We start from the raw sequence: 22,805 nt of genomic DNA on the forward strand, positions 1-22,805 counted from the left end.
GGTCTTTATACCAATTCTGTATAAAACTTACATCTATCTCCACGCACGATTGATTTACAAAACTCTACCGGTTGCTTTTTTTGATCATAAGCGATCCTTTCAAGTAACAATGCTGGGGATCCAATACTCACTTCTAAATGACCCTGTTCTTCCTCTCTTATTAAAATAGGTTCAAAAGTTTCTTTTGCAGAATTTACAAAAACATTAAATTCCTTCCTTAATATGTCATATAGAGGTGTTTCACCAACAGATTCTAATTTCACCACATCACTTATAATACTTTTTGGTAAATAAGATGATTCTAAAATAATTGGTTCCTCATTCGCATAACGAAGTCTTTGTAAATGAACAACTTCTTCTCCTTTATCTAAATTTAATGCTTTTGCTACCTTGTGGGTTGCTTCAATAACTTTGACATCTAACACCACATCTTTTGGATGCATTCCTTTATCTCTTAGCACTTGACTGAAACTATAAAATGCAGATAAAGATTGCTCTATTTTAGGGTAACTTACAAACGTACCTTTACCTTGAATACGGTACAAAATGCCTTCCTGAACTAAATCTTCAATTGCTTTTTTCGCAGTATTTCTACTTACGTCAAATTTCTCAAACAACTGATTTTCAGAATATATCTTATCTCCCGGCTTCCAAACATTCTTATCTATGTTTTCAATGATAAATTCCTTTAACTGTTGGTACAGTGGAACAAAACTGCCTGTATCTAGTTCGAATTTTTCCATATTGTTTATCTCCCTTCAAATGTATAGTATAGAATGATTTATATTATTTTCCACTTCCTGCAGTCATGCCTTCAATTATTCGATCCGATAGCCATAAAAAGAAGATTAAAATCGGGAATATAATTATAACTACCCCGGCAAATAAACTGACCCAATCTGAATTGTACTGCATGGATTGATAAAACTGATACAATCCTACCGATAGCGTAAATTTGTCATTGACATTTATATATGCCTTTGCAAGCAAAAACTCATTCCACAAAGTTACCGCATTTAATATCGTAACTGTTATTAAACCTGGTCGAGCCATCGGAAGCATCACTCTCCAAAATATTGTATTCTGACTTGCACCATCCATTGCCGCTGACTCTTCTATCTCATTAGGCAATGTTTGGAAAAAGCCAGTTAAAATAAAAATTGTAAATGGTAAGGAAAGAGCAATATATACAACAATCAATCCAGTAAGTGTATTAATCAATCCTATCTTTAGTAATAACATGTAGATAGGAATTAATACCGCTTGATATGGAATACCTATTCCTAAAATAAAAGAAATAGTTAATGGTTCTTTTCCCGGAAATGAAAATCTGGACAATACGTATGCCGCAGGAGCACTTACCAACACTATTCCTAAAACACTAATAATTACAACGAACACGCTATTAAAAAAGTACGATACTAAATCAGATTGTACCCATGCTGTATAATAATTTTCCCATTGAAGAGAAGATGGAAGTTTCCAAAAGCTTTCAAACAATTCTTGGTTTGTTTTTAACGAAGCAAGTATAATCCAACCTAAGACAAATAAAATAAATAACACCCAAATATATAAAAATATCATTCCCAATCTAAAGAAGATACTTCGGTCACGAGTCCTCAAGTTCATTCACCCCTAATATTTCAGTAATTAAATTGAGTTATAATTCATAGACTTCACGTTGAAATAATTTTCTTCCAGTGATAACAAAAATAAATACAACTACAACCATGGTAACGGCAATTGCACTTGAATACCCTAGCTCATAAATTGGGGTCCGCTGACCAAAACCTAATATATATTGATACATTGCAGTGTTCCACATTCTTGAAGGAGGTTCCGGTCCTCCAAATGCAAACAGAAAATCAAATAGTCGAATTGCATTTATTCCCCATAAAATAACTGCAATTGAAAACACATCCCATATTAGAGGTAAAGTGACTGTTCTAAAAATCGTGAATGTTGAAGCCCCTTCAATCTTTGCTGCTTCAAAAAGAGTATTTGGGATTTTATCTACACCACTTAGTAAAATAATTGCATAAAAACCGGTATTATACCATATAATCGCTGCCACAGCAGAAATCATAATGTTTTTAGGACTAGTCCAGTTAACCGCACTTATACCAACTAAATCTAATAAAGAGTTAAAAAATCCTGTATCGAACCTATATAAATAATTCCATACAATTGCTAAAGCGATTGGAGCGACGATTTGCGGAAAAAATATAATTGCACGTATCGCTTTTTTAGCTGGGATTCCTTGACTCATCAATGCAGTAAATAATAAACCAATTAAAAAAACAAAAACCCCACCTCCCAATAAAATTAACATCATGTTTTTAAATGATTGCCAATATATTGGATCTCCTAAGATTTTAGCGTAATTTTTTAAGCCAATAAAATCCATTTCCTTTGTAAAACCACTCCAGCTATGTAAACTTATCCAAAGTCCATAAATTGCTGGTCCAATAAAGAAAATTAAATATAAACCTACCGCTGGGAGTAGATACGGAATTGCTAGTTTCCTCTTTTCTTTATCCATTGTATTCCCCCTAATTTTGGAGTTTGTTAAAAAGAAAACAGGAGAAGAAATCCCCCGTTCTCTTTATTTAATTATTGATTTTCCCAAAACTCTTTTGTTTGGACTTGTAATTGATCGATAAATTCATCTGCTGTTATATCACCAAATAGTAAACTATCATCTAAAGGTAGGAAAACCGTTTTCCACCACTCTGGATATTCTGCCTGTAATCTATCGTATTCAGCATGGTATGTAGATGCATTTACAATCATCTCTTTTAAATCAGTTAGTTTTTCTGGAGCATCAAGATCATTTCTTGTACTGATGTTACCTGTTTCAGTGACTATGCCTTCTTGATATTGCTTTTGCATTGCAAATGCTAGGAAATCCTGCACTGCATCTACATTAGACCCTTCTGGAGCTACCCATCCGATCAAATAGAGTTCAGCTTGATCACTATCAACCTCTGAACTTTCAATTTCAGGAAAAGGAAACGCACGGTAAATAAAATCATCAGAGCTATATTCAGATGTTTCACTTGAGATCCAGCTTCCATTTAATATCATTGCAGAATCACCTTTAGCCCAAGCAGTTTGTGCCGCTGGATACTGACTGCCTTCATAACCATCAGCAAAAAAATCATTATCAACTAACTCTTCAATCTTTTTAGCTGCCTCCAAATACCCTGGTTCAGACCATGTCTCTCCTGTCTCATCTCCAGCTGCCTTTAGTAAAGATTCTGCACCCATGATTCGTTCAGTTAACCAATAATAATAATAGGCATTATAAAAATCAATATTCCCATCTTGGGCAAGTGGCGCAATTCCTTTATCCTTTAATTTTTTACCTACTTCAATAAATTCATCCCAAGTTGAAGGAGCATCAATTCCATGTTCATTGAAGAGTGACTCATTATAATGGAAACCTGATGTGATTATTTCATAAGGAATAAAATAAGTATCTTCATCTTGCTGATAGAATGATAAGGTATCATCAATAAATACGTCTTGAAAAGTTGCACCTTCATTCGGTATTTCCATTGTAAGTAAGTCATTTAATGGTTCTACCAACTCATTTTTAACTAATGTCCCTACTACTTCAGCACCTGACTGGTCAGTTAAATCTGGTGCCCCATCTCCACCTAGGGAAGCATTTCTTACATCGGATAAAACTTGGCGGCCCATCCACTGAACATCAATTGTTACGTCTGGATTTTCCTCTTCATAAGCATCTATTATTCCTTGGATTACTTCTTGTTGGGGTTCTCCAGTATTCCACATTGACCAGTATTTAATTACTGTCTTACCAGAATCTCCTGAACTTCCTGAATCTGAACCAGTATTCTTACTACATGCTGTCGCAACAAATAAGATACTGATTAACAAGATTACACTAAAAAGTCCAACTTTTTTCCTCATATGTTCCACCTCTTTTTAAATTATTGTGTCTTATTATCTCTAACGAATTAAATTAACCCTCATGAAAACGCATTCAAAATTACCGACCATACCTCTTGTAAACATTACTTTATTCTTCCCCCTTTTTTAAAACCGAATTTTCTAAAAATTTTCTATAAATAGATTATACTCCAATAGGGTTGATGGGTCAACCCAATAAAGGTTCTTTTTAAAGTTTATTTTATATTTCACTTTTTATTACTTATAAAAACATTTAAATAAACCAGTAAATTAATTCATTAGAACTAGCTTCTTTCTAACTTTTCACCCTTAAAAAAGTGTTGAACAGCCTACAAGCATTTAATTTGATAAGGTCATAAAAGTCATAACTTCTCAAATGAGAGAAGTTATGACTTCAAGTTATAGTTGAGTTAATCTATTGCTTTAACTTAATTCCACTGTTCAAGTATTACTTCTGATTCAGCTAGTAATGCTTCATATGCATGTTTAGATATATGGCCATTTTCATACCGTTTCTCTAATAACTCTTTAAATTTCTCCATATGGTGTACAACCTTATCGGCTTGTCCTTTTTCTTCACTTTTAATTGCTGAATCTAATTGAGCAATTAAAGAGCGAGCAACACCTTGGTTTTTAAATTCTCCAGCTTCTTCAAATTCCTCGACAATTGTTTTAATTTTTTCAATAGATACTTTAACTTCTACTTTTTCTAATCCCTCAATTGCCTTCAGCAATTCAGCTAATGCTGAGTCCACTTGTTCTTGTCTGGCATCTTGATCATTAGCAACAGCTTTTGCTATATCTAACTTTTCCATTAGTTTTTCTACGCTTTCTTCAGTATATTCTTCTAGATTTATTTGCTCTGCATCGACTATTGCCGCTTTTAATGCAGCTTTATCAACTTCTTCCATCTCCTGAACATATGCAGTGAATTCAATTTCTGCTACCGATAACATTTTCGGATGTCCTACATGTGATTCTTCAAATACAATATGAATTTGGCTAAACTTAGTACCTTTAGGGATCTCCTCTAGCCCTTCCGTCTCAAAAACTACTGATTTAGCATCAGGTTTTATCTCTTTCATCCCTAAATCATATTCATTATTTTCTTCATCAATTGCCGTGGCGCTAAGTTTTTTTATTTTTCCATTCTGACCGGTTGGCCGATTATAAACTTCGAACATTTTTAATTCTTCTGGATGATTAAATGTAAACTGGACATTTAAAGGTAATGATACTCCTTCTACATCTTCACCAGGCACAGTGGTCCAGATAAGCTCTGCCAACGTGTTTAGATTACCATCAATTAATTTTTCAAAAGCATCTTTTCCACCTTGCATCTTTTCATCGTCACCTGTGATGGTTATATCCTCATTCGTCAGAATCTTTTCTGCTCTTGGTTCTTCCGGAATTTCTGGTTCTTGATTAGGAGCCAATATCTTACCAATCTCTTCTTTTGTTTCAAATGAAGTATTAAGTAACATGGACCTTGAGATAGACAAACCAAACTCTGTATCTTCTCTTGCCTCCAATGTAATAGTAGCTAATACTTCTGTACCTTCAAGCGTCTTCTGGGTTCCTTTATTAGAGAACGCTGCCATGATTCTTTGACCATTTCTTGTAGAATAATCGAGCATATGCCCACTTGTTTCAGTTGTACTGATTTTTATTAATCTGTATTTATTTGTATCAGCTAGTAACTCTAGACTAAATGCATTAATGTCCTGCATTCCATTCCCTATAAGATCTACAGTAAACTCTTCTCCTTTAGTTAATTGTTCTTTACTAGGTCTAATATCTATCGAACCTTTAATCGTTTTACCTGTTTCTTTAAGCGGTTCTTCTCCTAGATGACTAGCCACATACATAAGATCATAGGCATCAATTACACCATTATAATTAATATCTGCTCTCTTCACTTGATTCCAAGCAGTATCCGTTTCATCAACGCCCATATAACTTGCGAAGAAGTTCAAATCATCTTCTCCTATTTTTCCGTCAACACCATCTGAAATGTTCTTTCCGACAACCCAACCTTCAGTCTTGTCCTTTTTATAAGGTCTAAATTCCCCTGCTGAACCAAATCCTCCAACACCATCTGTAATCGTTATTTTAATATATCTTGCATATACATCTTCATTAAAATTAATCGTTTTTATCTCATCGTTCCGATCAAATTTACCATCTTTAACAATACTTTTATATGTTTTACCATCTAGACTAACATCTAAATTATATTTTAATATTGTTCCATTTCCGGCACCGCTTCTTGGTACATATTCAAATTTATCAAGATCATAAGCCAATTTCATATCAATCTCAAAAGTATGAGGTGGAACATTCCCATTATTCCAGTTTGTATGCCACATTGTACTTTCTTTTCCGTCAATTGCTTTATCAGGTTCTTCTCCTGACTGATGACTACTTGCAGTAGCAGTCATGTTCTTCGGTACATTCCTAAAACGGTCGAGATCTGTTTTCACTTTTACTTCTTCACTCCAATTAGAAGCACCTTTCGTATTAACAGCTCTGACCTGATACGTATATTCTGTGTCACTTTTTAGATCAGTATGGACAAAGAAAGGTTCCTCTTTGTCTTTTGTTTCTACAAAAATATTACGATGAATAACTCCATCGATCATTATGTCATATTGAACATTATCACTTTCAACCTTGTCCCAAATCAGCTTAATTTCATTGTCTTTAATTGCTTCTTCATCAGCTCGAAGGTTTTTAGGAACTTCAGGCACTTCTTCGTCAACTACTTCTTCGTCAGAGGCATTACTAAAGCCTTCGACGGTTAAAGTAACTTTATTAGCCGTAATATCTGCTTTTTCAACCTTTACATACAGCTTAGGGGTCGTAATTATTTCAGTCTTTTCAAATTCAGAACCTTCTGTAGCATATTTGTTTAAGTCTGGTTTCTCATCATAGAAGTAAACGTTGTCTGATTTCTCATATTCTTCTATGGATTTAGCCTCTGTTAGCTCTATTTTTTTTGTGCCCACATTGACAATTAAGGCTTCGGGTTCTTGATTTGTGTTTACGATAAATTCTGTCCCTCTGTCCTTCACCATCCCGTTATAACCATTTCCCTTTGTTTCATGAACAGTTATGACAGCTATATCATTCTCCACTTCGGAAGTGATTTTTGTTCTCATATTTTTTCCATTTTTATATTCGATTGTTTCCCCGTCATCTTCATACATTGTGAATTCGGATTTACCTAATGGATAGACATCAAAAATTCTATTTTCGCTGCCATCTAATTCTAAAATTGAATTATTTTCCGGTGCCATCGGAATAATTGCACCTGCTTTTACAAATACGGGTGTTTTCCACAATGGAGCTTTGAAATTATTTATTACTGATCCACCTTTATATTGTTCGCCTGTAAAATAATCGATCCAAATTTGGTTTTCATCCGGCAGATAGATTCCATTTCTTACACCAGCATCATGGTCACTCCCCTTATAAACTGGTGCGATGAGAAGATTTGGCCCCCACATAAACTGATATTGAGTTTCAGTTCCGTATGTATACGGATCCTCAGGATATTCAAGCATCATTCCTCTAACCATTGGCATCGATGTTGATGTTGATTCTTCAGCGATTGTATAGTTATACGGCATCATTTCCGCTTTTAATTTTAAATACATTCTATTAATTGATGCATATGGTTCACCGTAATTCCATGGATTTTTTTCATTTGCTTTTCCAGCCCAGCCACTCATATCCATTTGAATAGGGGTAAAAGCCTTCCATTGAAAATCCCTTGTTTGAATGACGTTGTTTCCGCCAAAAATTCCATCCATGTCTGAACCTATATTCGGATTTCCTGATAATCCAGCTCCGATATAGGTTGGAATATGCATTCTAATATACTCCCAGTTTCCACCATATTGATCACCAGACCATAAGGTGGAATATCGTTGTGTCCCCGCCCAACCATTTACAGTCACAACAAACGGACGAGCGCCTCCAGAATTTTCAACTTTTTCAATTCCTTCTGCTGCCAGACGGGTCGCATTCAATGCCATTGAATAGCCATTCCCAACCCAAGCGACATCTGTTTTAATTGCTCTGATTCCAGCTTTTACTTCACCATCAAGATCTCTACGTTTAGGATCATCTTCAGGTAAATTAGGATCTGGATGAAGATTACTCTCAGTCCATAAACCTGTTACCACATTTTCTTCTTTGGCAGCGTTTACAAAATTCTCTAAGTTATCTAAACCACTATAGCCACAACTATACCCGTCGTTTGGCAAAAACCAACCCAAAGGCATGTCATTGTTTCCATGTTCTTTTACATATTTATATGCATCTTCCATGAAATTTCTTTCTTCCTTATGCCCGTTATGCACTCCGTTAAAGCAATCAAGATGTCCTAGGTAGAAAGCGTATTCTGGCATCAAAGCTGCTTTTCCTGTTAGCTCAGTATATTCGTCGATTATTTCTGGAATAGACTCATCAACAAAATAGTACGCATCAAATCTATTTTCATTATGTCCAAATGTTGCTGTTTTTGAGAAATCATACATTCCAGGTTTGAAGGTGTTACGCATTACACCATAACCCTCTGTACTTAAATAGAATGGAACAGGACTTGAAGCAGCTCCTGCATCCCAACCTCCTCCAACTTTAATGTTAATCGATTGATTTTTGTGTGAATAATATCCATTTTGTTGTCCGCCGCCATAAAAATATTCATTTTCCTTGGTTGTTAGTGTTTGAATCGCATTATTATTTTGAATCTTTAATGGCTCTGCTTCTTCCCAAATAACCTTTGAGGTCTTCTTATTATACAGACTCATTTTAGATGTTTTTTTATCAATTCTTAATTCAATCGTATTTGTAGAAATCTTGTATACATCTGCATCACTATCCTCGACCTTAACATCTATTTTTCCATAACTATCTTTATACTCATTTTCATCCTTATCAACGATTGTAGTAACATGATCCTTATTGTTTGGAGTCGGATATTCTGGAAACTTACCTGTTGGATCTAAATGGAAGCGAAAAAGATTATCTTTTAAGAAACTAATTTTGATTCCTTCTCCCGAAGACAATTCAATAAAGACATCGCTACCATCTTGGTTAATACTATTTATCGTACCGATTGCTCCCTCATTATTATTCTCTGCTGAACCAACCATGGATGAAGGTACAAGCACTAATAGTATACATACTACAAAAAAAAGACCTGCTAGTTGTTTAAGCATATTTTTATTCTGCATTTTCAACCTCCAAAGTCATTTTATTTAACACGTTTTTTCATGAAAATAAAGAGTTATATAACAATTAATTCTTTGTTCTAGTCTATAAATTATGTTGGTAAAAATATTGAGTTTAAGGCGACTCACAATTTATAATATCTTTTTTTTAGATTAAGAAACCTCCTATCATTTCAAAGTTTAACTATTAATTTATTTCAACAAATTAATAAATCATTTATCCACCTCCTTTATATATGAAACAAGAATATCAATTTTAAATAGCAAGACGAATCACCTATTCTGTGAAATAAATCCATTATTATTAAGTCACAATAGATAATATTCCGAATATTTAAAAATGATTATAAGCAATATACCATACTCGGGTTGATGGGTCAACCCATTGTAAGGTTTTCAGTATAATTATTAACAACTTGAATTAATAATACGTCCCCACCTGAATATATTAATCAAATAATAGAATCAAGGGCAAAATATCCCTAAAAAACTCACCTTAGAGATTCGCCTCAATTTTCCGACTCCCCTCTATCATATTGGGCATACAATAAATCTAAAGGATGATTAGAGCGATTACTTTGATACATTTTTTCCCATAACTGCAAATTATCCTCTTGTAATAAAAGTAGCTCACTCATTACAGAACAAACATCATATTCAACCGCTAGCTGCTTCTTCTGATGCATCATAATCTCTGTTGGATGCCTGGAAACCCACCTCGAAGGAAGCCGCTTCTTCATTAATTTTGTAAACATTAACTCTGCATAAATCCAAGGAGATCGTGTAATGCCTTTTTTCACCGAATTCGGTGTAGTGATGAACATAAAACATTCCGCTCGATCTATCACTTTTCCAAGTGCCATCGCCATCAACATATACACATGGCTAACTTGATAATCCCGTCTACGATAATCGGGTTTCACCCAATCTGTACCATATCGTGCATGGATCTTCTCTACTAAAGAATCAGCACTACGCCAAACTGCCGAATCAATAAAAACGGATAATTGATATTTTTCCTGTAAATAACCGGCAAATGCCACAACTTGCTCTGCATCTTCATGAGAATGAGAAATAAAGACATCGTACGCTGATACTGGAAACCAATCTCGTTCAAGCGCATCACCGACCAACGCACCTGTTTCAGGATTGATATAATTATCCAAGCACTGCCATATAGATTGATTCTGTAGAGCGATAATTTCTTCACCCGAATGATGATAATGAGAAAAACAATCTGTCAACACAACTTTAAAGCCTTTGTACACTCCTGTCTCCCTCCTTATAAGCGTGTAAAAAATCATTTATTAATTTGTCTCGTTCGAAACCTCTGAGTAACAATGCATAATCGTCTGTTCAATACCCTTCTAGCAATATCAGAAAAAAGGTGATAAATTTTCCCATTGGACAAAACCCAAATAATATCAGTTATTTGGGTTTTCTAGGCACGTCAGTTGTATGGTCAGACATGTCGGCTGGGCTGAAGATTCATAAAAAACACATTATAATATTTCGATTAATTTCTCTATGAGAATCCTATTTTTCAAGCGCCTTCAATCGATGAAAATTTATCTCCTTCCGTTTTTCTTCATGGACAACAATTTTTACTTTTGCAGGTGTTTTATAATGTACTTTACTCATTTCAAACGTCCAAATAATAATTTCTAATAGTTCCTGATGTGTCGCAGTAAAATTTTTATATCGAGTAATCCCTGTTCCAAACAACGGCACAACTATAGTTTGCCCTTCACGGTACCGCTCAACCTCCTCCCAAAACGCAAGCATAGATTGAACATATTCCGCTAAATATAATTCCGCTTCGTTCCTATCATTCACCTTTGAAAAAGCGAAAAGCAAAAAATCATCATCCTTAAATACTGTGCCTAATTTATAACGAACACATTTCCCTCCACTCTCACGCAAAACAAGAGAATCTAAAATTTTTTCATTTAACCCGCGATCTTTCTCCATTCGCTCATCTAAATTTCTACGAAACTCAGAATTCGCGTATCTTCTCAAAAGATACTCTCCATGCAATGAATGGCTCGAAACAATTTTTCCATCTACGACTGTATCAAAAAATTCATTAAATGGAATCACCTTAAAATCATTGATCTTCTGCTTAAATATATCTCCGAATTCAACTTTTACCACCGAATGATTAATTATTAATTTGACAGATTGAATTCTCGCTTTATATATAAGAAAGAATACGATCATGAGCATCGAAATGATGAGAAGCACTATAAACACAACAATTTTATAACGTTGTACAAATTGGACTTCTTCCATAAATGTGACTGCAATTGACGACAGGGAAAATAAACATCCAGGTAATAGGAACGCTTCTTTCCAGAAATATTTACAACTAACCAATTCCCTTACCTTTTTCATTACCACCTCTCCCCTTCTCTTTCTAAAGTGAAACATTGATCCAAAAGATCAACTCAAATAATAAAATATTTTTTTAAAATTTATTTCGACCAAAAGATTTATTTCTCTTATGTTTATTCCTCCTTAATAGAGTAAAAGGAGGAGATTTAAAATGACAAATTCTTTTCATTACAAAGCTTCAGAGATTGTATCGATATTTGATACATTAACGTTAACACCTAGTAATCTTGATGTCATTAAAGCCCGTGATGTATGGGAAATTTCTAAACAAGGAGAAGGAAATGTCGTGGCTGTTTTGGATACCGGAGTTGATTCAGATCATCAAAATTTAACTCGTAATATAATTGGTGGGTACAATTTTTCAGATGATGACAAAGGGGATCCAACTATATTTGAAGATTATGCTGGGCACGGAACACATGTCGCAGGCATTATTGCAGCCTATCAAGATAATAGTAGAGGAATTTTTGGAGTCGCCCCGAAAAGTAAATTACTCATTTTAAAAGTAATGAACCGACATGGTATGGGGTCCTACAAATCTATCACAGAAGCAATAAACTATGCAATCGACTGGAGAGGACCAAATGGTGAAAAGGTAAATGTTATCAATATGTCGCTCGGTGGTCCTGCACCGAATGAAAAACTGCATACCGCTATTAAAAAAGCCAGACAAAAAGGGATCAGCCTCGTTGCTGCCGCTGGAAATGAAGGAGATGGTAATCCTAATTCTTTTGAACGATCCTACCCTGGATTCTATCAAGAGGTGATTCAAGTAGGTTCTGTCAATAAAGATCTGCAACCTTCTGTCTTTTCCAACAGTAACGTTAATATTGACTTCGTTGCTCCAGGAGAAAATGTGTATTCCACTCATTTAGACAATAAATTTGTAAAACTTACAGGTACTTCCATGGCTGCTCCATATATCGCCGGCTCTGTTGCCCTCATTTTAAATATGATAGAGCATGAAAATCAATCCATGATTCCTTACTTTATTTATCATTATTTACTTACCCATGCAAGAGAACTTAATTATTCCATTCATTCAGTAGGAAATGGATTAGTTCAATTAACTTCAGCAAATAAACTCACACTTATGACTACTTACCCTCATAGCAAGTTTGGACGATCACTAAAGAAAACACACTGATTGGCATGTATTATCACTATCAGATGCGTTAATGTATTTTTGTAATAGGTTTACTAACTAATTGCCAGAGCTTATGTGGTTAATTAGTTAGTAAACTGATTGTACAAAGGACATGCTAGTTCTGGCAAAGCGAAAAATGCTATTGGGCGAACAACAGGATGTCATGCTCTTGGCCCGTGAATAGGAATAAAGTTTTATATCCTATCTGCTGAGAAAGTTTGCCACCAAATATTTTTAAATAAAGGTTGATAATTTCACCCTTCCTCTCACTCTAGTATATAAAGGTTCTCATAAATAAATGTGCTTACCGCTAAATAAAACTCGTCAATTGGCAAGCTATTAAGGCGATATTCCAATTCTTATTTACTAAGCCTTCTTACCTTAGAAGAAAATTGTCTTTTATGAAAAGCAGCCTTCAGGAAGTAATGAACGGGTAACTAGATGACTGGAAAACTGATACAAAAAGCAGTAGAAAATTAATTTATTTCCTATTTACAAAAGAAAGCTAAAAAATGCGTATTTATTAGAGGTAAATAGCTACAATTATTGAATTTCACTATTCTAGAAAGTAATTGTTTAACAGTTAAAACTTAGGGGAAAATACCAATAAATGTAAAGTGTATATATTACGAGCAAAAATACAAATCAATCATTTTATTAATTCGACTCAGTTGTATCGGTAATAAGAAAAAATACAATCCTCTGAGATCGGATTATTTTTTGTCACAAATAATAATTTATTAGAACCTGAGCCTTACTTTGCAGTAAAAAGTTTTAAGTAAGGGGTGAAATCAATGCCTAACAAAGAAAATTTTAAAAAATTTCATATAGAAAATAGATCTCAATTACAAAATGATGTAATTCAAAGTTTTCTTAAACAAGAGAAAAATGAACAATTGTTAGCTAAAGTTCTGGTTAATCCTTCTCCAACTAATATTGAGAAATTAGATAAAGAGTTTAAAGAGTATTATTTAAAACTTAAAATCATAAAATATATTAGTAGTTTAATTCATTTTTACACAATCGATTTTGATAAGAAAAACAATCAGAGAAACCGTCGTTTTATGCTAATGCTAGATGCACCTAAATATGAGAGCGACGACAGTTCAACAAACCTTATTGATGTCCAACCTTCTAAATACACTACTGAAACGGATTACTTTGATAGTGTGCAATCCTTTCAAGAAACTATCGAAAGCTCCAAGCTGTATAATGCCTACCAAAAGTTGACAAGCAAGCAGAAAAAAGTATTAGATCTCATTTATATTCATGGATATAATACAAACGAAATTGCACGTTTATATAAAGAGACTCCCCAAAACATTTCCAATATCCACAAACGGGCTTTAAAAAAGATTAAAGAATCTTTTGAGAAAGATCGGGGGTGAGCGTTGTGAATCAGATTTACAGCACAAAGAAATTGGATAATATTTATGATGATAAAAATTGGGAAGAAATTTTGAGTGATTTTCAAGTGAAAATTAACTATAACTTACGAAAAGTTCCCGCAAATGACCGGGATGACTTAGAACAAGAGATCAAGTTAAAAATAATTGAAAAAGTAAATAGTCTATTAGAAAAAAATAACACACCCGGATTTTGGGAGTTCCTATCCGAAAAGTGAACCAAAAAGATCTGCCCATTCATTACGATTCTAACCTAGATGGTGAAGCTCATCATTTAGGTTTTTGTATTTAATGCTTATTTAAAAATGTTAAAAATGCGCTTAAAGTTTTAAACTTAATTTGAATCCTATAAACTATAAATTAATAATCTCCTTTATCAAATCAATCATTTTTTTAGCTCCGGGCGATAGACCTTTTAAAGATGGAGCAACTATTCCAATTGTACGATAATAATTTCCTTCTAACGGAATAACCCGAATGTTTTCAGGCAGACTATATAAAATCAATTCCGGTAAAATACTGATCCCAAGATTTTTTTGAACCATGGAAATGATTGCAAAATCTTCAGCAATTTCATAACGAATTTTTGGCTTGATCTGATGTTTTTTTAATACGCGCCGTACGTCTTTATCAATTGTCGATTTCGGCATAATAAACCATTCATCTTCTAGTTGATTAAAATAAATCATTTCTTGTTCAGCAAGTGGGTGTTCATCACTTAAAATACAGAGCAACCTATCTTGCTTTAACGAAATTACTTCGTCTTTTCTTTGAATTGGAAGTGGAAGAAAACCTAAATCCACTGTTCTATCCTCAATCCATTTTTCTATTTCATCGTAATCTCCTTCATATAATTTCAGTTCAATATTGGGATAGTCAACTTCAAAACGCTTCATTATTTCAGGCAACCATTGAATGGCAACACTTGGAAACGTTCCTAACCGTACAATTCCCTTCTCTAATCCATTAATTTTATTAACTTCCTGTATTAGCTTTTCATTTAAATTTAAAATTTCATTGATATAAATTAACACCTTCTCCCCATTGTGCGTCAATTTAATTCCAGACCGTCCTCGTGTTAATAATTCAAATCCAAATTCAGACTCCAAATTAGCTAACGCATGGCTTATAGCCGACTGACTTAATCCAATACTTTCTGCTGCTTTCGATAAAGTCCCCGATTCTACAACCGCTCTTAATACTTCATATTTATTTAATGACATTCGTTAATCCCCATTTATTAATTTATTTCATACTTTATATTATAAATATTCATTTGACTTATACAAGTATCGCTACTTATAATATATCTAAAATCACAGTAACTTAATTGGTTTTATCAACTTAGAAAGTGAGGGATAAATTTGAGCATTGCACATCATGTTATTCCACCCCATTCAATGGAAATAATGACAGCTAAATTATTTAATGAAATCGAAGCAGAAGTTGTCACTAAATATAAAGAAGAAGGAAAAAAGCTCTTGCAACAAGGTGTCAAAAATTTTGGCTATAAGGATGCAGAAGACATCGCCATTCAAGCTACAAAGGAAGGCGAGAACCATAAATTATTTGACTATATCCCGAAAAATCATAGCCAAAATTATAATTATGAAGGACTTACCTCTTTCGCCTTATTTGCAAAGCTGTTTGCCCAAATTACAAAAATCTTTATGGATACTTACGGGGCTGAAGGGGAAAAAGTTATTGAAAAAGCTGTCTGGAACTTTGGCGAAAAACGTGGAGAAGGCATCAAGCAACGGGCTCGCGTGCAAGGAAAAGATAACACGATCGATCAATATCTAGCAAACTATGATATGGGAAGAAGCGACTTATTTAAATATGAAACGACCCATAGTCCTGAAGAAATTGAACAAACCTTTACCGTTTGTCCATTTGGGCAACAATGGGCCGACGATAATATGCATCAATATGGAATTGTTTATTGTCGAATGATTGACCCTTCTATCGCAAAAGGATTTAATGAGAATTTTAACGTCATCCATGATCAATACATTTTAAAGGAAGGGAAATGCCATTTCCGTTTTCAGTTACCAGAAGAAAAAGATAAATAATCTTTTACGATTTCATTTAAGTGGTTAGCTTTTTTATTAATCTAACCACTCTTTTGTCTCATTAATCCAACTAAATTGATTTGTTTAATTAATATTCTAATAATAAAGGAGCGAGAAAACGATGAACTTTACAGGTTCTACAATTGTATTTGTAGAAATTATTCTTTACCTGTTTGTCATGCTGGGAGTAGGTTTCTTTTTCAGTAGGAAGAAACTTGATCATGCCGATTTTTTTCTTGGGGGGAATAAACTGCCTGGGTGGGCACTTGCATTTTCAGAAAGAGCAACAGGTGAATCTGCTTATATGTTCCTTGGAGCAGTAGGTTTTATTTATGTAACTGGGTTATCAGGGATTTGGATCTTATCCGGAATGTTTTTTGGAATAATTTTCTCATGGTTTTTCTTAGCAAAAAGATTTATGATTGAAACAAAAAAATACAATGTCTATACATTGACTGATTATATTGCCGTAAAATTTCCGAATCATAGCAATCTCATTCGATGGCTATCTGCAATCATTATGGTTACTTTCTTTACTTGTTATTTAGCAGCACAATTCTCGGGTGTCGGAAAAACACTTTATTCTTTCTCGGGTCTTAATATTACAATTGGAACAATCATTATCGCAATTATCATTATTGCCTATTCTTGCATGGGTGGATTCATGTCTGTTGTGTGGACCGATACAATACAAAGCTTTCTCATGGTTGCTGCATTTATTATTGTTCCTATCGCAGGTTTTTTCGCCATCCAGCAAGCAGACTTATCTATTTCTTCTAGTTTAAGTGATATGGGAAATGGTGCAAATAGTTGGCTTGGCGGCTTAACTGGGTTAGCTCTCGGTGCTATGTTATTTACTAATATCTCATGGTTTTTCGGATGGCTTGGTGGTCAACCACAGTTAAGTTCCAGATTCATGGCATTAAAAGATGAGAAAGATTTAAGAAACGGTCAAATTGTTGCAGTTATCTGGACATTAATCGTGTATGTTGGAGCTTTTTTAACAGCAATTTTCGCTTCTGTTTTATATAAGCAAGGAACAATTGAAGATGCAGAAATGATCTTACCTCATATGGTGTTTGATTTATTGCCACCATGGGTTGCCGGAATTATTATTGCAGGTATTTTAGCAGCCATTATGTCTACTGCTTCATCACAATTACTTGTCATTACCACCTCTGTGAGTGAAGATATCGTTCATAAAGCTATGGGCATGAAAATTAAAAGTCGGTCATTAGTTAAACTATCTCGTATTGTCACTATTTTAAGCGGGCTTGTCGGTATTGTCGTGTCACTCGCTTCGGGTTCCATTATTTACACGATGGTAAGTTTCGCTTGGGCAGGTGTAGGAAACACTTTTTCAGCAGCTATTTTACTTATCTTCTTTTGGAAAAAAGCTTCGGGTACTGGAATTGTTGCTACCATTATTACAGGATTTATTAGCGCTATTTTATGGTCCATTTCTCCATTGGAAGCAATTATATCTGCCAAGGCAGCAACTTTCTTCATTTGTTTAATTGTAGGAATCGCAGTGAGTATCATATATCCAGAACGACGAGAAGAAGCATCTACACTTGCTTCTTCAAATTAAAAACCCACCTCCCGAAATTTCGGGAGGTGTTTATTGTAAATACAAGAAAATTATTACTCAACTTTCGTACAACAAATTGAGTTTAAACAGATACGTGGATTAACCCGAAAAATGCTTCCATTTGCTATCTTGACAACCTTATGATGTTAAATCTGTTTTGCACAAAAACGTAAACTGTGCAGTATTTATTAATTTCCAAAAGCTGCTTCGGAAACTTTTTAGGCTGCGAAAGTTGAGTTATTATATGACTTTGAGTTTTTTTAATGCAGAAAGAGAATCAAAATTCATTAGGACTTTTACAAATTGGATTATTATGAAGCAATTTCAGTAGTTTACAACCACAAAAAAAAAGCCACCACAACATGTGACAGCCAAAGTTAATTTTCATCATAAGCAACACAGAGAAATTTCACATCTTCCTCTGTATAATTGTACCAATAATGCTCTTTCCTCGAGTCAAACATAATCGAGTCAGTAGGATTTAAAATATATGTTTTATCATCCAATTGAACAGTTAATTGTCCTTCTAAAACATATAAAAATTCTTGTCCAGAATGTTGCATTAAGTTATCTTCATTTTGATTTGGTTTCAACACGACGAGAAGGGGAGAAAATGCAGGATTCTCCATCGATTTCGCTAAGCTTTTATAATAAATATTATGCTTTTCCATTTGTTCCGTTTCGAGTACCCCACGACGAACAATTTTCTCCTCTTCGTCTGTTTCATCAAAGAAATATCCTGGATTTACATTTAAGGCGAGCGATATCTTTTTCAATGACTCCAATGTTGCCGAAGACTTTCCACGCTCCAATTGGCTTAGAAAACTAATAGAAAAACCAGTTTTACTCGCCAAAGTTTTCAGTGTCATTTTATTTTTCTTGCGTAATGTTTTTATATTTGCACCTAATGTATCCTTCAATCGTATTACCCTTTCTAGACTTTTAAATAAGCATATCATTTTTCCCTTGCCCTATCATCTATTAAAAACACCGAAAAGCTTACCACAGTTCAGTATTCTTACTCCAAATCATCAGTCTTGGATTGGCATGGAGCGCACTTCTGCTGACTTAGATTTCGCATAAATCAAACCGATTACCGCTCCAATTAAACCCGTCGTAATCCAACCAGCACCATTCATAAACAGAGGGATAAAAGCAAATGTCTGATCGATAAAATGAACAGCAATGCCTGCTTCTTTTAACGCATCCAATACTGCAACAAATCCAACCCCAGTAATAGTTCCAATGTAAACAGCCCGATAACCATTGAACCATCTATGTGTGAATGACAGAACGATTAGTGCAATTGAAATCGGATACAATAACAATAAAACAGGAGAAGCTAACTCTAAAATCGTCGCTAAACCAAAGTTTGTAATGACTAAACTACCAAAAGCTAAAATATATATCCATTGTTTATACGAGTATCTCGGAAATTGTCTCTCGAAATATTCTGCAACAGAAGATAAACACGCAATATTTGTTGTAATCCCTGTTAAAAATACGATTGTTCCAATTATAAGGAGTCCAATATTTCCAAACAGTTGCTGGGAACTCCACGCTAAAATTTCGCCACCATTTTCACCCATTCCAATCGCATCGACACTAGACGCTCCTATCCATGCCATCGATAATTGCAACAAGGCTAAACCAATAATCGTAATAATTCCTGCCTTTATAAACGTAAGTGAAACATCTTTTTCTTCTGTAATTCCCTCATTTGCAATCGCTTTAATAAAAATACCACCAAAAACAAATGCAGCAAGTACATCCATTGTATAGTATCCTTCAACAAACCCTTTTAAAAAGATATTTTCTAGATAAGGTTCTTGAGGCGCACCTATTGCCCCCATCGGTGTAATAAACGATTTTGCAATTAATATAACGAGTAATCCACCAAACACAGGCGTAATAATTCTACCTAAACGATCAACGAATTTTCCCGGAGACATCGATAACCATACAGTCAATGCTATAAAAATGACAGAAAAAATAAACAGAAAAATGCTTGTATTCATCCCTAAGATTGAAATGGATGGGAGAATAGATACTTCATATACAACAGAAGTAGTACGTGGGATAACATATATAGGTCCTAATGTTAAAAATAATAACACAGAAAAAATAATCCCAAACTTCTTACCGACAAGGCCTGCTAGTTTTTCAACTGTTCCACCTGAAATCGCTAATGAAATGATCGCAAGTAAAACGAGTCCAACACCGGTGACCAAGAAACCAGCCATCGCAATCCATGTGTTTGTTCCGGCAAGTTGTCCAAGTTTTGGAGCGAAAATAATATTACCCGCCCCTAGAAACATTGATAAAAGCATAAGACCAATGACGAAAATTTGACTAAATGGTAAACTTTTCTTCATTTTCTTTCCTCTTCTCATCTAAATTAGAAAGGCAACGCTTTCATTTCGAATAAAAAAATTTATATAAACCGTTAAAAGTATTTCAAAATTGAAGTGTCACTTAATTGAAGTCGCACTTTAATTATATAAACAGATAAATCTTGCTGTCAATAACAATTTTTTCATGTTAAGAAATTTTCATGAAATTTGACTATTGTAACATTTGGAATTACAATAAATATAAATTGAAGTGTCACTTAAATAACAAAGCATGAAAGGCTGAAAATATAATGATTATTTTAAACGAAAAAGAAATTCAGGGTATTTACGGGATGCAAGAAGCAATTTCTGATGTTGAACGAATGCTTCATCATAAAAATGAAGGAAAAATAATAAACCCTATACGTACGGTTATTGAATTTCCACAAGAAGACGGTTCTGTTCTCTACATGCCAAGCACTGATCTTGATGAAGAAATCATGTCAATGAAGGCGGTTACAATCTTCCCGAATAACCCGTCACAAGGAAAGTCAACGACTCAAGGAGTTGTTCTATTATCAAGTGCGAAAGACGGAGAACATGTAGCGATGTTTAATGCTTCTTACTTAACCCGTTTACGTACTGGCGCAATTAGTGGACTTGCAACAGACAGGCTCGCTAGAAAAAATGCTGAAACACTAACAATGATTGGAACGGGTGGCATGGCTTTTGAACAAGCTCTCGGTGTATTGGCTGTTCGCGACATAAAAGAAATACTATTAATCAATCCAACAAAGGAGAAGGCATATCTTTTTAAAGAAAAATTACGCGACTTTAGTGTAAATTCTTCGGTAGAAATTAATGTGTTAGAAAATGTTTCTGAAGCAGTATCTCGTGCCGACATCATTTGCTGCAGCACGCGATCTCATAAACCAGTGTTTAATGGAAAAGATATAAAACCAGGGACGCATGTAAATGGCGTTGGTTCCTACTTACCACATATGCAAGAGGTTGATTTTACATTTATTAAACGGGCAGCAAAAATCGTCGTTGATGATATGGAAGGAGTGACTGAAGAAGCTGGGGAACTCATCCATGCTGCAAAGCAACCAGATTGGTCGTATGAAAATATTCACGGTGAACTGCTAGGGCTCGTTACAAACCAAATTAGTCGCCGCGAAAATGATGATGAAATTACATTTTTTAAATCAGTCGGCGCCGCTTATTACGACCTTGCAGTAGCAAATGGCGTCTATAAAAAAGCTCGCGCAACAGATACCGGAATAAAAGTAGAAATTTAAGTATAAAACGATTCGAAGCATGAAAGTGAGGGTAATATGGATGGATAATATTGTAAGAGACTTTTTTATTTCTCTTTCACAAAACAAAACGTTAAATCAAGGAGCAAAAAAATGGGGTCTTCGTTTAGGTGCACAAAACGTTGTCGCCGGGACGAATGTAGATGAAATGATCGAAAGCGTTAAAAAATTAAATGCAGCTGGAATCTCTTGTACGATCGATAATTTAGGTGAGTTTGTTTTTGAAAAAGAAGTAGCACTTAAAGCAAAGGAGCAAATTTTAGCGGTCATTGAATCAATTCATACGAACGATTTGGACGCACATATTTCCTTGAAACCTTCTCAACTTGGCTTAGATATTGACCTTGATTTCTGTTCAGAAAACCTAAAAGAGATCGTCAAAAAAGCAAATGAATATAATATTTTTATTAATTTTGATATGGAAGATCACGCAAGGCTACAAGCTTCATTTGATTTATTGGATGAACTTTCATCTACTTACGATAATATCGGAACTGTTATTCAAGCGTATTTTTACCGTGCAAAAGACGATATTGAAAAGTATAAAAACTACCGCCTCCGTATCGTAAAAGGTGCATATAAAGAGGAGGAGTCAGTCGCTTACCAAAACAAACATGATATCGACAAAAACTATATTGAATTAATCGAATGGCATTTGTTGAATGGAAAGTTCACATCGATCGCCACACACGATCATCACGTCATCAATCACGTAAAAGAATTTGTAGAAAAGCATACGATTCCAAAAGACAAATTTGAATTCCAAATGCTATACGGTTTTCGCGTCGACATGCAACATGCCCTCGTAAAAGAAGGCTACCATTTTTGCACCTATGTCCCATTCGGTGAAGACTGGTACGGTTATTTCATGCGGAGACTGGCTGAACGGCCTCAAAATTTAAATTTACTTGCAAAACAAGTATTTAACAAAAAAACAAACACACTTATCGGAGTCGCTGCGGCTGGATTTTTACTAGGAAGACTAACGAAAAGAAATAAGTAAACTCTAAGTGGCAAAACGTCACGATCTAAAAAGATCCAAAAGAAAGTAGTTCTGATTGGGTTAGAGATTTATTATTTAGCTAATTGCTTGGTTGAGATCAGAAATTTCCAAGCGATTAGAACATTTTATCAGATAAATTCTCAAATAATTAGATGATCATTTTTACATCGACATAGAAATTGAACCCCAGGCCAAGCCTAGGGTCCTCAAGTTCGCAATAATTACCACCCGTGATAACGGGTGGTTTTCTCTGCGGCTGAAAGCCTTTGTTACTGACCAGGCCCTAAGGGCTACTGAATGGTTCGCCTTACGTACTACCTTTACTGGCCAGACCTGGAAGGTCTTCTTCCTCACTTATGCC

17 protein-coding genes are annotated in these 22,805 nt (G+C 34.6%); 7 read left to right on the forward strand and 10 right to left on the reverse strand.

Going from position 1 to position 22,805, the window contains the following annotated elements; translation table 11 throughout:
* Window positions 1-5: 5 nt before the first annotated feature.
* The 7 genes from SPD48_RS16335 to SPD48_RS16365 all read right to left on the reverse strand — a co-directional run bounded on the left by SPD48_RS16335 (window position 6) and on the right by SPD48_RS16365 (window position 11,573).
* The gene (locus SPD48_RS16335) at window positions 6-743 is read right to left on the reverse strand and encodes a GntR family transcriptional regulator (RefSeq protein WP_336259182.1); all 738 of its coding nucleotides are present in this window, start codon (window positions 741-743) and stop codon (window positions 6-8) included.
* Window positions 744-786: 43 nt separating this feature from the next.
* A complete protein-coding gene (locus SPD48_RS16340) occupies window positions 787-1,623 on the reverse strand; it encodes a carbohydrate ABC transporter permease (RefSeq protein WP_336259183.1) in 837 nt (278 codons plus the stop codon).
* A gap of 37 nt (window positions 1,624-1,660) precedes the next feature.
* Window positions 1,661-2,542, reverse strand: a complete 882-nt coding sequence (locus SPD48_RS16345; protein WP_336259184.1) for a carbohydrate ABC transporter permease — start codon at window positions 2,540-2,542, stop codon at window positions 1,661-1,663.
* A 71-nt stretch (window positions 2,543-2,613) separates the two neighbouring features.
* Window positions 2,614-3,939: an ABC transporter substrate-binding protein gene (locus SPD48_RS16350; protein WP_336259185.1), complete on the reverse strand. Its 1,326-nt coding sequence runs from the start codon at window positions 3,937-3,939 to the stop codon at window positions 2,614-2,616.
* Window positions 3,940-4,367: 428 nt separating this feature from the next.
* Window positions 4,368-9,182: a discoidin domain-containing protein gene (locus SPD48_RS16355; protein ID WP_336259186.1), complete on the reverse strand. Its 4,815-nt coding sequence runs from the start codon at window positions 9,180-9,182 to the stop codon at window positions 4,368-4,370.
* A gap of 506 nt (window positions 9,183-9,688) precedes the next feature.
* Entirely contained in the window at window positions 9,689-10,447 is a 759-nt protein-coding gene (locus SPD48_RS16360) for a hypothetical protein (protein ID WP_336259187.1), read from the reverse strand.
* A gap of 268 nt (window positions 10,448-10,715) precedes the next feature.
* A complete protein-coding gene (locus SPD48_RS16365; protein WP_336259188.1) occupies window positions 10,716-11,573 on the reverse strand; it encodes a macro domain-containing protein in 858 nt (285 codons plus the stop codon).
* 151 nt (window positions 11,574-11,724) lie between these two features.
* Here SPD48_RS16365 and SPD48_RS16370 point away from each other — a divergent pair, with 151 nt between their 5' ends.
* The 3 genes from SPD48_RS16370 (at window position 11,725) to SPD48_RS16380 (ending at window position 14,344) form a co-directional block, all read left to right on the forward strand.
* On the forward strand, window positions 11,725-12,720 hold the full coding sequence (locus SPD48_RS16370) for a S8 family peptidase (RefSeq protein ID WP_336259189.1): 996 nt from the start codon (window positions 11,725-11,727) through the stop codon (window positions 12,718-12,720).
* 794 nt (window positions 12,721-13,514) lie between these two features.
* Window positions 13,515-14,108 (forward strand): sigma-70 family RNA polymerase sigma factor, encoded by a 594-nt coding sequence (locus SPD48_RS16375; RefSeq protein ID WP_336259190.1) that lies wholly within the window; start codon window positions 13,515-13,517, stop codon window positions 14,106-14,108.
* A 5-nt stretch (window positions 14,109-14,113) separates the two neighbouring features.
* Window positions 14,114-14,344 carry a hypothetical protein gene (locus tag SPD48_RS16380; protein WP_336259191.1) on the forward strand — a complete coding sequence of 77 codons (231 nt, stop codon included), beginning with the start codon at window positions 14,114-14,116 and terminating at the stop codon, window positions 14,342-14,344.
* A 135-nt stretch (window positions 14,345-14,479) separates the two neighbouring features.
* Here the strand turns inward: SPD48_RS16380 and SPD48_RS16385 are convergent, their stop codons facing one another.
* Window positions 14,480-15,349 (reverse strand): LysR family transcriptional regulator, encoded by an 870-nt coding sequence (locus SPD48_RS16385; RefSeq protein ID WP_336259192.1) that lies wholly within the window; start codon window positions 15,347-15,349, stop codon window positions 14,480-14,482.
* A 141-nt stretch (window positions 15,350-15,490) separates the two neighbouring features.
* On the opposite strand from SPD48_RS16385, the gene SPD48_RS16390 reads away from it, so the two are divergent.
* Window positions 15,491-16,198 (forward strand): L-2-amino-thiazoline-4-carboxylic acid hydrolase, encoded by a 708-nt coding sequence (locus tag SPD48_RS16390; protein WP_336259193.1) that lies wholly within the window; start codon window positions 15,491-15,493, stop codon window positions 16,196-16,198.
* A 121-nt stretch (window positions 16,199-16,319) separates the two neighbouring features.
* A complete protein-coding gene (locus SPD48_RS16395; RefSeq protein ID WP_336259194.1) occupies window positions 16,320-17,789 on the forward strand; it encodes a sodium/proline symporter in 1,470 nt (489 codons plus the stop codon).
* Between the two features lie 377 nt (window positions 17,790-18,166).
* On the opposite strand, the gene SPD48_RS16400 is transcribed toward SPD48_RS16395, so the two are convergent.
* Complete coding sequence (locus tag SPD48_RS16400) at window positions 18,167-18,709, reverse strand: helix-turn-helix domain-containing protein (RefSeq protein WP_336259195.1); 543 nt, start codon at window positions 18,707-18,709, stop codon at window positions 18,167-18,169.
* 111 nt (window positions 18,710-18,820) lie between these two features.
* A complete protein-coding gene (gene brnQ / locus SPD48_RS16405; RefSeq protein WP_336259196.1) occupies window positions 18,821-20,164 on the reverse strand; it encodes a branched-chain amino acid transport system II carrier protein in 1,344 nt (447 codons plus the stop codon).
* Window positions 20,165-20,433: 269 nt separating this feature from the next.
* Between brnQ and SPD48_RS16410 the strand changes: the two genes are divergently transcribed.
* Window positions 20,434-21,423 carry an ornithine cyclodeaminase family protein gene (locus SPD48_RS16410; protein WP_336259197.1) on the forward strand — a complete coding sequence of 330 codons (990 nt, stop codon included), beginning with the start codon at window positions 20,434-20,436 and terminating at the stop codon, window positions 21,421-21,423.
* A gap of 40 nt (window positions 21,424-21,463) precedes the next feature.
* Window positions 21,464-22,444, forward strand: coding sequence for a proline dehydrogenase family protein (locus SPD48_RS16415; RefSeq protein WP_336259198.1), 981 nt, complete (start codon window positions 21,464-21,466; stop codon window positions 22,442-22,444).
* The last annotated feature ends 361 nt before the right edge of the window (window positions 22,445-22,805 follow it).

The sequence above is a fragment of the Pseudogracilibacillus sp. SE30717A genome (genome assembly GCF_037071985.1).
Taxonomy (GTDB): domain Bacteria; phylum Bacillota; class Bacilli; order Bacillales; family Amphibacillaceae; genus Pseudogracilibacillus.